The sequence below is a fragment of the Pseudomonas sp. RIT-To-2 genome (assembly GCF_029623465.1).
Taxonomy (GTDB): domain Bacteria; phylum Pseudomonadota; class Gammaproteobacteria; order Pseudomonadales; family Pseudomonadaceae; genus Aquipseudomonas; species Aquipseudomonas silvicola.
This window is the reverse complement of sequence record NZ_JAPYKM010000049.1, coordinates 1-16,105: the sequence shown is the minus strand read 5'-3', so window position 1 is coordinate 16,105 and position 16,105 is coordinate 1. Positions and strand designations below refer to the sequence as shown.

The 16,105-nt window shown below is 66.6% G+C and carries 13 protein-coding genes; 8 read left to right on the top strand and 5 right to left on the bottom strand.

The window, feature by feature from the left end:
• Positions 1–391 precede the first annotated feature (391 nt).
• On the top strand, positions 392–2,815 hold the full coding sequence (locus QBK88_RS28140) for a glucose/quinate/shikimate family membrane-bound PQQ-dependent dehydrogenase (RefSeq protein ID WP_277964638.1): 2,424 nt from the start codon (positions 392–394) through the stop codon (positions 2,813–2,815).
• Positions 2,816–2,974: 159 nt separating this feature from the next.
• Complete coding sequence (locus tag QBK88_RS28135; protein ID WP_277964637.1) at positions 2,975–3,853, top strand: pirin family protein; 879 nt, start codon at positions 2,975–2,977, stop codon at positions 3,851–3,853.
• Positions 3,854–3,896: 43 nt separating this feature from the next.
• Here the strand turns inward: QBK88_RS28135 and QBK88_RS28130 are convergent, their stop codons facing one another.
• Positions 3,897–4,550 (bottom strand): class I SAM-dependent methyltransferase, encoded by a 654-nt coding sequence (locus QBK88_RS28130; RefSeq protein WP_277964636.1) that lies wholly within the window; start codon positions 4,548–4,550, stop codon positions 3,897–3,899.
• An 84-nt stretch (positions 4,551–4,634) separates the two neighbouring features.
• On the opposite strand from QBK88_RS28130, the gene QBK88_RS28125 reads away from it, so the two are divergent.
• The 6 genes from QBK88_RS28125 (at position 4,635) to QBK88_RS28100 (ending at position 11,644) form a co-directional block, all read left to right on the top strand.
• On the top strand, positions 4,635–5,291 hold the full coding sequence (locus QBK88_RS28125) for a TetR family transcriptional regulator (protein ID WP_268141493.1): 657 nt from the start codon (positions 4,635–4,637) through the stop codon (positions 5,289–5,291).
• Positions 5,278–5,664 carry a glyoxalase superfamily protein gene (locus QBK88_RS28120; RefSeq protein WP_277964635.1) on the top strand — a complete coding sequence of 129 codons (387 nt, stop codon included), beginning with the start codon at positions 5,278–5,280 and terminating at the stop codon, positions 5,662–5,664. The genes QBK88_RS28125 and QBK88_RS28120 overlap by 14 nt, the downstream gene beginning before the upstream one ends.
• Before the next feature lie 81 nt (positions 5,665–5,745).
• Positions 5,746–6,867 carry an AAA family ATPase gene (locus tag QBK88_RS28115; RefSeq protein WP_277964634.1) on the top strand — a complete coding sequence of 374 codons (1,122 nt, stop codon included), beginning with the start codon at positions 5,746–5,748 and terminating at the stop codon, positions 6,865–6,867.
• Positions 6,864–7,301 carry a bpX5 domain-containing protein gene (locus QBK88_RS28110; protein ID WP_277964633.1) on the top strand — a complete coding sequence of 146 codons (438 nt, stop codon included), beginning with the start codon at positions 6,864–6,866 and terminating at the stop codon, positions 7,299–7,301. The genes QBK88_RS28115 and QBK88_RS28110 overlap by 4 nt, the downstream gene beginning before the upstream one ends.
• Positions 7,288–9,084 (top strand): hypothetical protein, encoded by a 1,797-nt coding sequence (locus QBK88_RS28105; protein ID WP_277964632.1) that lies wholly within the window; start codon positions 7,288–7,290, stop codon positions 9,082–9,084. Before QBK88_RS28110 ends, QBK88_RS28105 begins: the two co-directional genes overlap by 14 nt.
• Positions 9,077–11,644 carry a bpX6 domain-containing protein gene (locus QBK88_RS28100; RefSeq protein ID WP_277964631.1) on the top strand — a complete coding sequence of 856 codons (2,568 nt, stop codon included), beginning with the start codon at positions 9,077–9,079 and terminating at the stop codon, positions 11,642–11,644. Before QBK88_RS28105 ends, QBK88_RS28100 begins: the two co-directional genes overlap by 8 nt.
• Positions 11,645–11,716: 72 nt before the next feature.
• Here the strand turns inward: QBK88_RS28100 and QBK88_RS28095 are convergent, their stop codons facing one another.
• From QBK88_RS28095 to msuE, 4 genes are read right to left on the bottom strand one after another with little or no spacing between them, the layout of a single operon-like run.
• The gene (locus QBK88_RS28095) at positions 11,717–12,817 is read right to left on the bottom strand and encodes a sigma-54 interaction domain-containing protein (RefSeq protein WP_268141506.1); all 1,101 of its coding nucleotides are present in this window, start codon (positions 12,815–12,817) and stop codon (positions 11,717–11,719) included.
• 9 nt (positions 12,818–12,826) lie between these two features.
• A complete protein-coding gene (locus tag QBK88_RS28090; protein ID WP_268141508.1) occupies positions 12,827–13,999 on the bottom strand; it encodes an acyl-CoA dehydrogenase family protein in 1,173 nt (390 codons plus the stop codon).
• Positions 13,996–15,144 (bottom strand): FMNH2-dependent alkanesulfonate monooxygenase, encoded by a 1,149-nt coding sequence (gene ssuD, locus QBK88_RS28085; protein ID WP_277964630.1) that lies wholly within the window; start codon positions 15,142–15,144, stop codon positions 13,996–13,998. Before ssuD ends, QBK88_RS28090 begins: the two co-directional genes overlap by 4 nt.
• Positions 15,145–15,153: 9 nt before the next feature.
• Positions 15,154–15,717 (bottom strand): FMN reductase, encoded by a 564-nt coding sequence (gene msuE, locus QBK88_RS28080; RefSeq protein WP_268141512.1) that lies wholly within the window; start codon positions 15,715–15,717, stop codon positions 15,154–15,156.
• Between the last annotated feature and the right edge of the window lie 388 nt (positions 15,718–16,105).

Here is a 16,105-nt window from a genome sequence, read left to right as displayed (position 1 = left end):
CCCTGGGAAAAGATCCCATTGAACCGGCCAGGTGGCGATAGGCCAACCAGTTCATCGTTTCACGATGTTTCAGCGGACCCTGGCGCTACCGGCACGTCACTCACGTGCTTCTATTGTTACCGCCCCGACAACAGTGTTTCTTGCGCATTCGAATGACAACTTGTCGCAGGGCCGGCATTTTTTGGTATGATTACATCTAGTAACTAACTGATTAGTTAATTGCGTTCAGATGGTCTCCCCGACATGCTGGCGTGTCGTCTCGTCGGCGGGTGGCCTGCATTTTATTGCGCGTTCCCTGGTGAGATGGGTCACAAACGGCACCAAAAGCCGTGACCTCCACTATTCTGAAAACTTCCCCACAACGTTCATGCGTCAGTAGGATCATGCACATATGACTAACAACACACATTCGGCGTCCGTCGCCCGTTGGCCCATGTGGCTGGCTGGCCTCGGCACGCTGGTTTTTGCCTTGCTCTATACCGGCCTGGGTGGTTACCTGGCTTCCCTGGGCGGCAGTTGGTACTTCGTACTGGCTGGCCTGGGCATGCTGGTTTCCTCCGTACTGCTGTTCAAACAACGTCTGGCCGGTGCCTGGCTGTTCGCCCTGGTCATGATCCTGTCGGTGATCTGGTCCGTGGCCGATGCTGGCCTGGTGTTCTGGCCGCAGGTGTCGCGCCTGTTCGCCCTGGGCGTCCTCAGCCTGGTCGTGGCGCTGGTCTACCCGACCTTGCGCAAGGCCAATGGCCTGGTGCCCGGCAACGGCGGCTACGCCCTGGCCGTGCTGCTGGCCATCGCCGTGGCCGGTGGTGCCTATGGCATGTTCATCCCGCATGACACCGTTTCCCCGACTGGTGACGGCCCGGGCCTGACCAAGGTCGACCCTGCCCACGCCCAGAAAGACTGGAAACACTACGGCAATGATGAAGGTGGCAGCCGGTTCGCCGCGCTGGACCAGATCAACCGTGACAACGTTTCCAAGCTGACCCCGGCCTGGACCTACCATACCGGTGACGTGGCCATCAGCGACGGCAACGGCGCGGAAGACCAGGACACCCCGCTGCAGGTTGGCGACAAGGTGTTCATCTGCACCCCGCACAACAACATCATCGCTCTGGACGCCGACACCGGCAAAGAGCTGTGGAAGCGTGATGTGCATGCCCAGAGCAAGGTCTGGCAGCGTTGCCGTGGCCTGGCGTACTTCGACGCCACCACTCCGGTCGCCGCACCTACCGACGGCAGCACCCCGGCCGCCGCGGTCTCGGTCGCCCCTGGCGCCATGTGCCAGCGTCGCCTGCTGACCAATACCATCGACGCCCGCCTGATTGCCGTTGACGCCGACACTGGCGAATACTGCAAGGACTTCGGCAACAACGGTCAGATCGACCTGAAAGCCGGCCTGGGTGACGTACCTGACTCCTACTACCAACTGTCCTCGGCACCGCTGATGGCCGGTACCACCGTAGTGGTCGGCGGCCGTGTGGCCGACAACGTCCAGACCGACATGCCTGGCGGCGTGATCCGTGGTTTCGACGTGGTGACCGGCGCCATGCGCTGGGCCTTCGACCCGGGCAACCCTGAAGACAAGAAAGCCCCTGCCGACGGCAGCACCTATGTGCGCAGTACGCCGAACAGCTGGGCGCCGATGTCCTATGACCCAAGCATGAACACGGTGTTCCTGCCGATGGGCAGCTCGTCCACCGACATCTACGGTGTAGAGCGTACCGCCCTGAACCACAAGTACGGTGCCTCGGTACTGGCCTTGAACGCCACCACCGGTGAAGAGAAGTGGGTCTACCAGACCGTCCACAACGACCTGTGGGACTTCGACCTGCCGATGCAGCCAACCCTGACTGACTTCGCCAAGCCTGACGGCACCAAGGTTCCGGCCGTGGTGATCGGTACCAAGGCCGGCCAGATCTACGTGCTGGACCGCCACACTGGCCAGCCGCTGACCAAGGTTGAAGAAGTTCCGGTCAAGAAGTCGGACATTCCGAACGAACCGTACTCCCCGACTCAGCCGAAATCGGTTGGCATGCCGCAGATCGGCGCGCAGACCCTGACTGAATCGGACATGTGGGGTGCCACGCCGTTCGACCAGATGCTGTGCCGTATCCAGTTCAAGAAAATGCGTTACGACGGCCTGTACACCGCGCCAGGTACCGACATTTCCCTGAGCTTCCCAGGTTCCCTGGGCGGCATGAACTGGGGCAGCCTGTCGACCGACCCGGTCCATGGTTTCATCTTTGTCAACGACATGCGTCTGGGCCTGTGGAGCCAGATGGTGCCGCAGCAGAAAGACGCCAAGGCCTCGTCGGGCGGTGAAGCCCTGAACACCGGCATGGGCGCTGTACCGCTCAAAGGCACCCCATACGCCGTGAACAAGAACCGCTTCCTGTCGGTAGCCGGCATTCCTTGCCAGGCGCCACCGTTCGGCACCCTGACGGCCATCGACATGAAGACCCAGAAGATTGCCTGGCAGGTTCCGGTCGGTACTGTGAAGGACACCGGCCCAATGGGTATCAAGATGGGCCTGCCAATGCCAATCGGCATGCCGACCCTGGGCGGTACCCTGTCCACCCAAGGTGGCCTGGTGTTCATCGCCGGTACTCAGGACTACTACCTGCGCGCCTACAACTCGGCAACCGGCGAAGAAGCCTGGAAAGCCCGCCTGCCAGTCGGCAGCCAGGGCGGCCCGATGACCTTCGTCTCGCCGAAGACCGGCAAGCAGTACGTGGTCATCACCGCTGGCGGTGCTCGCCAGTCGCCTGACCGTGGCGACTACGTGATCGCTTACGCGCTGCCAGACAGCAAGTAAGACGCTCGCCTGAAAACCCGCTGTCGCCCTCTGGGTGGCAGCGGGTTTTTTATTGTCCGCTGTGCGCCTGCAATGGGACGCACTGTCCCACCAGGGGGCGAAGACACTGGCGGTCACAGCGCGTACCATTTCCTTTTTTTGCATCCCCGAGGCACACCCATGAGCAGCCGCACCGTCGCCGCGACCTATCCGGCCTACCGCGATGACATCGCCGACCTGGTGACCCGTCGCCCCGTGCCAGGCCCAGGCCTGGAGCAGGTTGACCCGTTCCTGTTCCTCAACCACCACGGCCCGCAGGTGTATGCGCCGAACAACAATGGCCTGCCGTTCGGCCCGCACCCGCACCGGGGCTTCGAGACGGTGACCTTCATTCTTACCGGGAACCTGGCCCATTACGACACCGGCGGCCACGAAAGCGTGATCGAGGCCGGTGGTGTGCAGTGGATGACCGCCGGTTCAGGCTTGATCCATGCTGAAGTGTCGCCACCGAGCTTCAAGCAGAGCGGCGGCCCGCTGGAGATTCTGCAACTGTGGGTCAACCTGCCATCGCGCTTGAAAATGACCGCGCCGCGTTACAGCGGCGTGCAGGCCGATGGCATCCCGGCCATTCCCCTGCCCGAGGGCAAGGCGGTGCTCAACCTGATCGCGGGTGAGTTCCAGCGTACCCCGGGGCCGATCCACTCGCTCACTGGCGTGTTCATGAGCACCGTCACCCTGCAGGCCGGCGCGCAGGTCTCATTGCCCGCGCCCAAGGGTCGCAGCGTGTTCCTCTACGTGGTCAGCGGCCAGGTCGGCGTTGGCGGCACGGCGGTCAAGCCGTGGCACCTGGTGACCGTGAATGATGACGGCGACACCCTGGCGATCGACGCCAGCAGCGACGCCGTGCTGCTGTTCGGCCATGCCGACCCCATTGATGAGCCGGTCGTCGCCCACGGGCCGTTCGTGATGAACACCCGTGGTGAGATCGAGCAGGCCATTCGCGATTACCAGGCGGGCAAGTTCAATGGCGATGGCAAGCTGCTGGAAGTCGGCGCCTGACGTTACCCTGCTGGCGTGCATGCGGTGTGCCTGGCGTGCGTGCTCATGCCAGGCGCATGGACAACTCCACATCCTCGGCAAACGGCAGCGACAGGTAGCCGCCATTGGCCGCGCGGACTTTTTCCAGGTACTCGGGGCTGTGGTCGGCGTTGTCGGCGACGATCAGGGCGCCGGGTTTCAGGCGGCTTTCCAGCAACCCCAGGATCTGCGGGTAGAGGGCCTTGGCGCCGTCCAGCAGCACCAGGTCGATACGTTCAGGCAGGTCATGGGCCAAGGTCTGCAAGGCGTCGCCGACCCTGATGTCCACCAGGTCCGACAGGCCACCGGCGCTGAGGTGTTCCCGCGCTCGCTGGACTTTCGACGGTTCGAACTCGCTGCTGATCAGGTGGCCGCCACCGTTATCGCGCAGCGCCGCGGCCAGGTGCAGGGTCGACAGCCCGAACGAGGTGCCGAACTCGACGATGCAGGTGGCGCGGCTGCTGCGCGCCAGCAGGTACAACAACCGGCCGGTTTCGCGCGACACCGGCAAGGGGAAGTCCTTCAGGCGGGTGTACAGCGCCAGGTAGTCGGTCTTGCTGTGCATCAGGCGAGTGATCTCTGCTTCAGGCGCGTCGCTGAGATCAGGGCGGTTGGCCTCGGCTTCGGTGAACAGGCGGTCGAGCAGGGCGGCAAGGGGGGCGGCGGTCAGGGTGGTCATGGTGACTCCAGGTGGCGTGGTGAATGACGTGGGATTAGAATGCGACGAATCCTTCATGTTTTCTATTCGCATTCCCGGAGCCCCATGAGCGACCGTCAGAACCCGCCGATCAGCCCGCGAAAACAGCCACGCCAGGCCCGTTCGGCAGAACTGGTGGCGGTGATCCTCCAGGCGGCCACTCAGGTTTTGGCCAGCGAAGGCGCCCGGCGTTTCACCACGGCACGGGTGGCGGAGCGGGCCGGCGTCAGTGTTGGCTCGCTGTACCAGTACTTCCCCAACAAGGCCGCGATCCTGTTCCGTTTGCAAACCGAGGAATGGCGCCAGACCAGCGAATTGCTCGGCAGCATTCTGGAGGACCCGCGTCAGCCGCCCCTTGCACGCCTGCGCACGCTGGTGCATGTGTTCATCCAGTCCGAGTGCGACGAAGCGGCCATGCGCGTGGCCCTGGATGACGCAGCCCCGCTGTACCGCGACGCGCCCGAGGCGCACCAGGCGCGGGCGGCGGGGCAAGCGCGCTTCGACACCTTCCTGATGGCGGTGCTGCCCCAGGCCAGCCCCTCGACGCGAGCGCTGGCGTGTGATCTGCTGGTGTCCACCCTGAGCGCCGTGGGCAAGCGCTTTTCCGCCAGCCCGCGCACGACGGCCGAGGTACATGACTACGCCGAGGCCATGGCAGACATGTTCTGCGCCTACCTGAACACCTTCGACCCTTCACAAGGACCCGTGCATGAACCCCGCTGAAACTGTCGTCAGCTTCACCCAGACCGCGCCGGTGCTGCGCATTTTCGATGTGGCCAAGGCGCGGGAGTTCTACCTGGACTTCCTTGGCTTCCAGGTCGACTGGGAGCACCGCTTCGGCGATGACTTTCCCCTGTACCTGCAGGTCTCCCGTGCGGGGCTGACCTTGCACTTGAGTGAACACCATGGCGATGCCAGCCCCGGCGCCACGGTGTTCGTGACCATGAGCGGGGTCGAGGCGCTGCACCGTGAGTTGCAGGCCCGCCCGTACCGCTACCTCAAGCCCGGCATCGAGTCCCTGGACTGGGGGCGCCAGATGACCCTGACCGACCCGTTCGGCAACCGCCTGCGGCTGTGCGAGCCCACCCCTGACTGAACCGTGCGGGCACGCCCGCGTTGCATTTGTGCGGCGCCTTGGGCAGTCTTGCCGCCTGGATCAGTCAGGGAAGCGTTACCCATGCATGCCTCGTTGCAGGAAGCGGCTCTTCAGGTACGCGCCGCCGTGCGCGTCGCCATCGAAGGGCTGGTTGGCCGTGAACAGCTCGCCGAGTTGATCGTGCTCGCGGCCGTGGCCCAGGAACACATCCTGGTGGTGGGCCCACCGGGGACGGCCAAGAGTGCCGTGGTGCGCCGGGTTGCCCAGGCCATGGGTGGCCGTTATTTCGAATACTTGCTGGGGCGGTTCACCGAACCGTCCGAGCTGTTCGGCACCGTCGACCTGCACAAGCTTCGCGAAGGCCGGGTCGAGACCGACACCACCGGGATGCTGCCGGAAGCCGACATCGTGTTCCTGGACGAAGTCTTCCTGGGCTCCACGGCCATCCTCAACAGCTTGTTGGGCGTGCTCAACGAACGCCGCTTTCGCCGTGGCCATACCCAACTCGACTGCCCGTTGCGCGTGTGCGTGGGCGCGGCCAACGGCTTGCCCGACGACGAAGGCCTGGCCGCCTTCGGTGACCGCTTTCTGCTGCACCTGTTCATTGAACCGGTGGCCGATGAACAGCTCGAAGCCCTGCTCAGCGGCGGCTGGCAGGCCGAGCGGCGGCCGGTATTGCCGCAACTGAGCCTGGCCCAGCTGGACACCCTGGCGCTGGCCAGCGCCGACGTCGACCTGGAAGCGGTTCGGCCCTTGTTGGCCGGTGCCGTGCGGCGCCTGCGGGACGCCGGGCTGGTGCTGTCGGACCGGCGCATCGTCAAGTCCCAGCGCCTGATCGCCGCTGCCGCGGTGCTCAACGGCCGTACAGTCGCCGGGGAAGGCGATCTCTGGCCGCTGCTGTATGCGCTGCCAACCCGCGAGGCACAGCAGCAGGGCCGCGAGGTCTTGAGCGAACTGCTCAAGCGCTCGGCCAGCAGCCATCTGTTCAGTGCGGTCGAAGCCGCCAGCCAGCAACCGCTGTCGCGCCTGGCCCGGCTGGTGGAGGCGGCGACCCGATGCCTGGCGCAGGAGGCCGCCAGCGTCGCGGCCGAGCGCGAGAGCCTGTTGCGGGAAATAGACGCCAACTTTGCCGCCGATGCCTTGCCCGAGGACCTGCGCCAACTGCGCGGCCGGCTGGCGGCGCACACTTCGTTCGCCCTGTGAGCCTGCCCTGGCAGTGGCAGCCCCGCGCCCAGCCCTTGGCCGCGCAGGCGGCGGTGGCCTGGGGTGAAGTGGCGCCGCGCCTGCACGCGCGCCTGGCGCAACTGCCCTTGGCCACCTGCAAGCGGTTGACGGTTGCGGCCAGCGACGGGTTGCTGATGGTCATCGGCGCCACCGCCGACTTGCCCTGGGTAGAGGGTATCGAGTACGCGGCACCGGACCCCGACGCGCCTGGGTTGTGGCTGCCCACCCGCTGGCAGCCGCAGGTGCCCGCCGAGTGGCTGTTGCAGGCGCTCGGCACGCGCGTCACGCGGCGGCCGTTGTTGCTGTGGCGCGAGCCCGCGCGTGTTATCCCCCTGGACCGCCAATGGCCGTTGGCCGAGGCGGGGCAGTTGGCCCATATCCAATCGCAGTGGGGCCGCCATGCAGCTTCCTGATCGCCTCAAGCCCTGGGCCGAATGGCTGGCCTGGTTCGACCCGGCGCTGTGGCCCAGCCTGGCCGACCTGTTGCCGCGCCTGGGCGCGCTGCTCGGGCCCGTGATCGATAGCCAGGCGGGGGGCGCCCCCGAGCCCGATGGCCTGGGCGACCTGCAAAGGCGGGGGCCTTATGAGCGGCTGCTGGCCAGTGAGTGGCTGCTGGCCGATGCACTGCCAGATGAATTCCTGCGCCGTGCGGTGGCCGGGGAACACCTGTTTCTGGCGCCACGCCAACGCCCGCGTCAAGCCACCCGGCAGATGCTGGTGTTGTTCGACGCCGGCCCCACCCAGTGGGGCGCCCCGCGGCTGGTCCACCTGGCGTTGATGATTCTGCTGGCGCGGCGTGCTCGCGCGGCGGGTGGCGAATTGCTCTGGGGCACGCTGCAAGCCCCTGGCCAGGTGGCGCCGATGGACAACGCGCAAGCGCTGCGCCAGATGCTGGCGGCGCGTACCGAAGTTGCGGTGCAACCGTCGCACTGGCAGGCGTGGCGTTCCTGGCTCGATGCCCAGGAACCCTTTGCCCAGTGCTGGGGGGTGGGCGTGCGTCTGGCTGGCGAGACGTTGCCGTTCAGCCATCGCCTGCGGGTGCAGCGTACCCTGGACGGCCAGGGTATGGGCGTGTGCATCGAAGGCCGCCCGCCGCGCCAGGTGGTGTTGCCCTTGCCGGATGCGGCGGCCAGCCAGCGCCTGCTGACCGGCCAGTTTGGTACTCGGCCGGTGACCCGGCGGTTGCCAGGGCAGAGCTGGCGCGTGGCCTTGACCTTCGCCCCGGTGATTTCAGCCCAGGGCACCCAGGTGGCCCTGCAACTGCTGGATGAACCGGGCGCCCTGGTGTTCCAACTGCCCCCGGCGGGCAGCGACAAGACGCCCCGGGCCCACCGGCACTGTTGGCCGCGGCGCTTGAAACCGGTGGCCTGCGCTTTTTTCGGCAAGCAGCTCACGGCCATTCTGTCGGACGCGGCCACCCTGACGTTCTGGCACATGCCGCGGTTCGACGGCATCGAGGTGCCGGCTCGCGAGACCTTCCAGATGCCCGTGGGCACCGCGACCCAGTTGCCTTTCGTCAGGCTGGGCCGGCGTGATCGGCGAGTGTATTGCCTGGACCGCCAACACCGCCTGGTGTATTGGCAGCCCACGGCGGCGCCGGCCCGGCGCCTGCATGCCGAGGCCAGTGGGGTACTGGGCCTGGCCCAGGTCGGCCAGGCATCGCTCGCGTATGTCAGGCAACAGAGCGGGCAGTTGTTCCTGGAGGTTCTGCACGATGAAGACTTCTACCGGCAGGGCAGTGCCCTGGGTGTTGGGCGCGACGCTACCCAAGTGCTGTTTGCCGGCTCGCCGGGCCCGCGCTGCGGGTTCGTGCCCTGCGCGGTGTACCACGGCCGGGGCAGCACCGGTACCTGGCAGGTGCATGATCGCGCTGACGATCCGCGGCATCAGCATGCGGTCAACCTGGCACGCGGCTACCAGGCCATCGGCCTGCTCCACGACGCGGCAGGCGGACGCTTCAGCCTGGTGTTGATGAGTACCAGCCGGCAGAGCTTTTTCCTCTACCAGGACCAGCAGGTGGAACCGCTGTTCACCTGTACCGCGCCTTCGGCCCACTATAGTTTCTGCGCGGTCAGCGGGATGCTTGCGGTGCTGACCCGCCAGCGCGAATTACTGGTGTTTGCCGTGCGCGAGCGCTTGATGCGCCTGCAGGTGCTGTGCACCGATGACGTTACCCGAGGTGCCCGCCATGACTGAGACCGTACAACAACCCTTGTTGCGCGGCGTCCATGCCGTGGCGGGCTTGTGGTTGCCCGCGCAACGCTTCGCCGAACCGGCACGCCAGGCGCTGTTGCTCACGCATTGGCGGGCCGGTAGCCGGGCCTGGCGCTTCGCCGACGGTGACTTGTTGCGTTGGCCTGCGCCGCAACGCCAGCACTGTGAGCCGCTGCTGGGTTGGCCGTTGATTTTGCTCGATGGCACCCTGTGCTCGGCGCCCTTGCTGCCCAGGGAGCGGGCCGGGCTACCGGCCGCCGACGCCTGGCTGGTACGCGGCGGGCAGGTTCAGGCATTGCGCCTGGTGGACGCCGAACCGCTGCAGCCCGGCCATTGGCTGTGCATGGATGGCTATGTGTGGCAGGACACCTACGAAGCGTGCCCGGCTGCCACGTCGCCATCAGTGGTCGAGGAGGCGCCGCGCCCGCTGCGCCAGGTACTCGGCAATGCCGTGCAGGCACCGCCCGGCCAGCGCGCCGAGGTCATGCAGGCGCTGGCGGCAAATACCGGGGCCCGCAAGGCATTGGCGCCGCGGCGCCAGGCCCACGCGTTCGTTCCCGGCTTCCTCGAGCGCTGGTTGGGTCGGTTCCTGGACCAGTCGCGGCTGGGGCAGGTGTTCGGCAAGCGTCAGGCGGCCTACCTGCAACGCATGCTCGACCTGTTCGAGCAGGGCCAGATGGCCGAGGCCCTGCGCCATGCCATTCCCCTGGACAGCGCCCAGCAGCCAGGGCCTCCGGCCTTCGGCACGCCGACCCCACGCGCCGACCTGCGCCTGCGCACGACGGCGGCAGCCCCGACGCGGTCCTTGAACCTGCCCGAAGACTTCAGCAGTCACCTGCGCCAGGTGTACCGGGCCAGTTTCGCCCGGTTGGACCGCGAGGGGCGTATCGATGAGGCAGTATTTGTCCTGGCCGAGCTGCTCAGTGCGCGGCAAGAGGCGCTGGATTATCTGGAGGCGCACCAGCGTTTCCAGCAGGCCGCCGAACTGGCACTGGCCTGGGACCAGCCGGCGGCCGCCATTGTCCGGCACTTGTGCCTGGCCGACGACTGGGAGCGCGCGGTGCAGGTAGCGCGCCGGGATAGCGCGTTCGCCGAGGCAGTGCTGGCGTTGCAAAGTAAATGGCCGGGGCCTGCGGCGCGCCTGCGCCTGGAGTGGGCGAACTGGCTGGCCGATCAGGGCCGCTGGCTGCCGGCCGTGGACGCGGTCTGGCCGTTGGCCGGTGAGCGCCCTCGGGCAGTGGCCTGGCTACTGAGCGCCGAGGCCGGGGGCGAGGCGCTCGCGGCAGAGGCACTGGTCAAGCGTGCCGTGCTGCTGCCCGATACGCTGGCGCGGTACGAGGAGTACGTGCTGGCGGTACGCGATGACCCTGCGCGTGGCAGCGAACGCTCGGCCATCGCTCTGGCCCTCCTGCACCATGAATGCCGCGCCTCGGCAGCCTGCGCGCAGCTGGCCATAGCATTGCTGGGGGCCGTGGTGGAGGACCGCGCCGTGCGTGCCGACGTGATCAAGACGCTCGTGACGCTGGCGAACGACCCTTGGCTACGCGCGGACATGCCGGCGCTGGACTACCGCCCCGAGAAGCCGACGCGCTGGTGGCAGCTGGCATCGCCACCCCAGTGGCAAGCGCCGGCCGCCGGGATTCGGGCCGTGCTCGATGCGCGGGTGCTGGACCCTGACCGAAGCCTGGTGGCGTTGGGGGAGTCAGGGGTGGCGGTGGTCAACGCCCAAGGCCGTGCGCTCACGTATTTCGCCGTGCCTGCCAGCCACCTGGTCATGGGCGATAGCCGCCAGGTGGCACTGGCGTTGATTCGTCGCGAGTCGGTGTGGCGCGTCAGCAAGCTTGACCTGGCCAACCGAGGGTTTCAGGACCTGGGCGTGCTGGCTCTGGACAGCTTCGCCCGCCACTTCAATGGCTCGGCCTGGTCCGTGGCCAAGGGCAACCACCTGCGCGTGCTGGATGTGGACCGCAGGTTGGCGACCCTGTGGCAAGTGCCTGACCTGCCCGGTCCGGTGTGGGTCATCGGTACCCGGTCCCATGAGGAAAACATTTTGCTCAACGGGCCGGATGGCAGCCTGGAGCGCTGGTGCTATCGCCTGCCAGAGCGCAGGTTGCAGGCGCGCGACCCGGTGGCTCGGCGCCCCGGCCCCCCTGGGGCGCTGGCCTTTGGCGGCGATGGCAGCGTGCTGGAGTTCGACCTGGCCAGCGACGGCAGCGGCGAGTGGGCCGTGCAGGCGGGCAAGGAACGCTACCCCTTGCCGGCCCTGGACGAACGCTACCTGGATAGCGTCAGCCTGACGTGGAACGGCCAGCACCTGGTGGTGGTCTACCCGGTTCTCGGGGGGCAGCAGCAGGTACGCTTCTTCGATGCGCAACGGTGCAGGCTGCTGGCCAAGGTCAGTTGGCCCGGCAGGGTGTTCGTGCATGTGCAGGACGACCATGGCCACTGGTTGCTATTTGATGCCCAAGGCCGCCTGCTGTGCCTGGACCACGGCGCCGCGGCGCCCCGTACGGTTCAGGTGCAGGCGCTGCGGGTCACATGAGCGTTCACGAGGTTTTTCAGTGGCAACGGTTCTGCACCCAGGGTGTGCGTTACCTGCCACGGCGCACGTCGCTCAGATCGACAACTGCAGCACCCGGTCCTGCTGGATGGTTTCCCCGGGCCGGCGCTTGTTCACCGCCAGTTCGCCGATCTTGATCAGCCGCGTGCGGGTGACGTTGCGCGTCAGCCCCAGCAGGTTGGCGGTGTGCACCTGGTTGTAGTGGCTGAACTTGTAGGCGGCGCGCAGCAGTGCGTCCTCGACCTTTTCATGCAGGGCGCCCGCCTGTTCGCCGAACAGTTTCTGGAAGGCGCGCTCCAGCAGTGCTTCGGCCGAATCATCGGTGGCCTGGCTATCGTCGGCCCGTTCGATGCGCATGTGCGACAGGCGCAGGTCTTCGGGCTCGATCACGCCGTTGCGGCAGATCAGCAAGGTGTGATGGATGACGTTTTCCAGTTCGCGGATGTTGCCCGGCCATTGGTAGCTGCGCAATTTGTGTTCCGCCGCCGCGCTCAGGGTCACGGCGCCGTAGCCCAGGCGCTGACTGTAGGCGTCGATGAAGTGCCGGGTCAGCGGCAGGATATCGCCGGGCCGGTCGCGCAGCGGGCTCAGGTCGAGGCTGACCACGTCCAGCCGGTAGTACAGGTCCTCGCGAAAGTGCCCGGCGTTGATGGCCCGCTCCAGTTGTACGTTGGTGGCGGCCAGCACCCGCACATCGATGGGGATGGATTTGCGTGAACCCAGGCGCACCACCTCCCGTTCCTGCAACACCCGCAGCAGCTTGACCTGAATGGCCATGGGCAGGTCGCCGATCTCGTCCAGGAACAACGTGCCGCCGTTGGCTTCCTCGAACCAGCCGGCCTTGGCGCTGAGGGCACCGGTGAAGGCGCCCTTTTCATGGCCGAACAGTTCGGCTTCTACCAGCGACTCGGAAAACGCCCCGCAGTTGACCGCCACGAACGGGCGGTTGCGGCGCCCGCTGAGGTTGTGGATGTGGCGGGCGACCAGCTCTTTGCCCGTGCCGGTTTCACCGATGATCAACACGCTGGCTTCGCTGGGGGCTATCTGTTCCAGGTGGGCCAGCAGCGCCTTGGACTTGGGGTCTTCGAACACCTGGGCGGTGGCGCGGATCGAGGTGGCGAGGGCAGGCGAGGGCGGCAAGGTCAATAACTGCATGGGCGGTCTCTAGGAATAGAAAGTGGGAATCGGCAGCGTCTGGTTCAATGCCCAGTCGCCGAGTTCATGAAGCTTGTAGTCGATGGGGTCGTGCAGGCTCTGGGTGCGCAGGTTGCGCCAGTAGCGGTCCAGGCGCAGCGAGGCGTGGGTGGCGCGTGCGCCCGTGGCCTCGAACAGTCGGCTGCATATCTCCAGGCCATGGCGGCTGGCAGCGACCTTGGCGGTGGCGATGGCCACGGCCACATGCCCGCGCTCCTCGGCAGTCAGCGCCGGGCCCCGGGCCCAGGCTTCGTCGAGCAAGCGGGTGGCACGCTCCACCAGCAGGCGCACCGACTCCAGGGCGACCCAGAATTCGCCATAGTGGGCCAGCACGTAAGGGTCCAGGCGGGCCTCCTGGCTGCCGGACTTGAACCAGGGCCGGGTCTCGTGAAGGGTGTAGTGGCGCGCTTCTTCCAGCGCGCCCTCGGTCAGGCCCAGGAACATGTGGGTGAACGTCAGTTGGGCAATCAGCGGCCGCAGGCAGGCAAAGGGCGTGCTCAAGGGGCCGGGGTCAAGCAGCAGTTCCGATTGCTCGACACGCACCCGCTCGAAACTGGCGCTGCCGCTGTCGGTCTGGCGCTGGCCGAAGTTGTCCCAGTCATCGTGCAGGGTGATGCCGCTGCGGTTACTGGGAATGGCGGCGATCAGCAGTTTGCCGCCCGCGTTTTCGTCCACCGCCGAGGCGATGAGCATCTGTGAGTCGGCGGCGCCGGAGCAAAAGCTTTTCTTGCCGGAAAATTCGCACCAGCCGTTGAAGCGGCGGATCACGGTGCGGGTGTCCAGGGGGTTGAGGGCATTGCCCCAGAACCATTGCTGGCGTGCGGTCTGTTCGAACCACGGCTGCCATTGTTCGGGCTTGGCGAACAGGCGCACGGTGGCCAGCATCAGGTGGTGAAAGCCGAACACATGGGCGATTGAACTGTCGACCCGCGCCAGTTCGCGTACCACCCCGAGGGTGTCCTGCCAGGTGCCCCCCTGGCCGCCGAATGCCTTGGGAATACTCAGGGCCAGCAGCCCGCTGCGACGCAGGGCGTCGCGCTCGGCCTTCGGCGTGCCGCCGCGCTGGTCGCGTTCCACCGCGGTTTCGGCGAAGTCGGCGGCCAGGGCGCGGGCGATGTCCAGCGCTGAAGACGATGGGCTCATGAGGCCGCCTTGCTGCTGGGCAGCACGTCATTGGCGATCATCTCGCCGAACGGCCCGGTCAGGTTGGTGATGCCGCGCCCCGCGAGGCTGGCGTAGGGTTCAGGCAGCAGCGGGAACACCAGCTCGGCGAAGCGGTAGGCTTCTTCCAGGTGGGGGTAGCCGGACAATATGAAGCTTTCAATGCCCAGGTCGGCGTACTCCCTGATGCGTTCCGCCACCTCGGTGGGGTTGCCCACCAGCGCAGTGCCGGCGCCGCCGCGCACCAGGCCAACGCCGGCCCACAGGTTGGGGGCTATTTCCAGCTGGTCGCGGCGCCCACCGTGCAGGGCGGCCATGCGCCGTTGCCCTTCGGAATCGAAGCGGGCGAACGACTGCTGGGCGGCGGCAATGGTGTCGTCGCTGATGTGTTCGATCAAGCGGTTCGCGGCCTCCCAGGCTTCTTCGCTGGTAGGGCGCACGATCACGTGCAGGCGGATACCGAAGCGCACCTGGCGGCCATGGCGCGCCGCGCGTTCGCGAATGTCGGCCAGCTTGGCGGCGACGGCGGCGGGCGGTTCGCCCCAGGTCAGGTACACGTCCACCTGCTCGGCGGCCAGCGCGTGCGCGGCCTCTGAGGAACCGCCGAAATACAGCGGCGGGTAGGGTTTCTGCACCGGTGGGTAGAGGGCCTTGGCATTCTCTACGTGCAGGTGCTTGCCTGCGAAGTCCACGGCTTCCCCTTGCAGCACGCGGCGCCAGATCTGCAGGAATTCGTCGGTCACCTCGTAGCGTTCGGCGTGGCTGAGGAAGCTGCCGTCGCCGCGGTTTTCATCGGGGTCGCCGCCGGTGACCACGTTGATCAGCAGGCGGCCATTGGACAACCGATCGAGGGTGGCGGCCATGCGCGCCGACACCGTGGGCGAGATGATGCCTGGGCGAATCGCGACCAGGTAGCGCAGGCGCTCGGTCAATGGCACCAGCGCCGAGGCGATCACCCAGGAGTCCTCGCACGAGCGCCCGGTGGGGATCAGCACCCCGTGGTAGCCCAGGTTGTCGGCGGCCTGGGCCACCTGCTTGAGGTAGTTGAGGGTGACCGGGCGGGCGCCTTGGGTGGTGCCCAGGAAATGCCCGTCGCCGTGGGTGGGCAGAAACCAGAAAACGTCCATGTGAACTCCTCAGGCGATCTTGCGCAGGTGGGTGGCCAGTGCGCCGAACAACGGCGCGGCGCGCTCGGCTGCCAGGCGAATACGCGCTTGCAGCAGCTCGCTGGTGATCTGGTAGTTGGCGAAATCCGCCTCGGTGGCGTACACGCCGATGGGCAGGGTCAAGGCCTGGAAGAAGCTGAACAGCGGGCGAAGCTGATGGTCCAGCACCAGGGCATGGCGCTCGCTGCCACCGGTGGCGGCCAGCAACACCGGGGTGTCGATCAGGGCATTGAGGTCCACCAGGTCGAACAGATGCTTGAGCAACCCCGGGTAGGAGCCTCGATAGACCGGTGCCGCGACGATCAGCAGGTCGGCGCCCTCGATGGCCTTGAGGCTCGCCTCCACCTCATGGCTGGCTTCCTGGCGCGATAGCGATGCGCCCAAGGGGCGAGCGATATCGGTCAGTTCGATGACCTGGGGGGTGATGGGCAGCAACGCGCCCAGCTCGGCCAGGATGGCCTGGGTCAGCACCAGGGTGCGGGAAGGGCGGTAAGTGCCCCCGGAGACAGCGACAACATTCAGCGGGCGAGACATGGCAAATCCTCAACAGTGGCTCGATGGACAGTGGAGGGTCCTGAGCAAGCACCGTACCAATCCCTGGAAACCCCGCGGTGCCTGGCTTCCGGCCTGGCGAGTGGGGGCGGCGGCTGTCGCTGTGGCCAGGGTCTGTGGAATGGCTGTTGCTGTGGCAACAGTGTCCTGGGCAACAGTGGGTGGCGCGGCATTGTCTGTTATAGAGAATTGGGCTTATGTCGTAAAAGAACAAAAAAACATGCCATTAGATCTTTTATTTAACGCCTCCCCCGGAATATGGCGTCCAGCCCAGAGGGCGGGCCAGGCAATGGCACAGACGTAACTGGCCCGAAACAGATGTAGGAGCGGGCTTGCTCGCGAAGCGCCGCGCGGGCGGCGCACGGTCTCG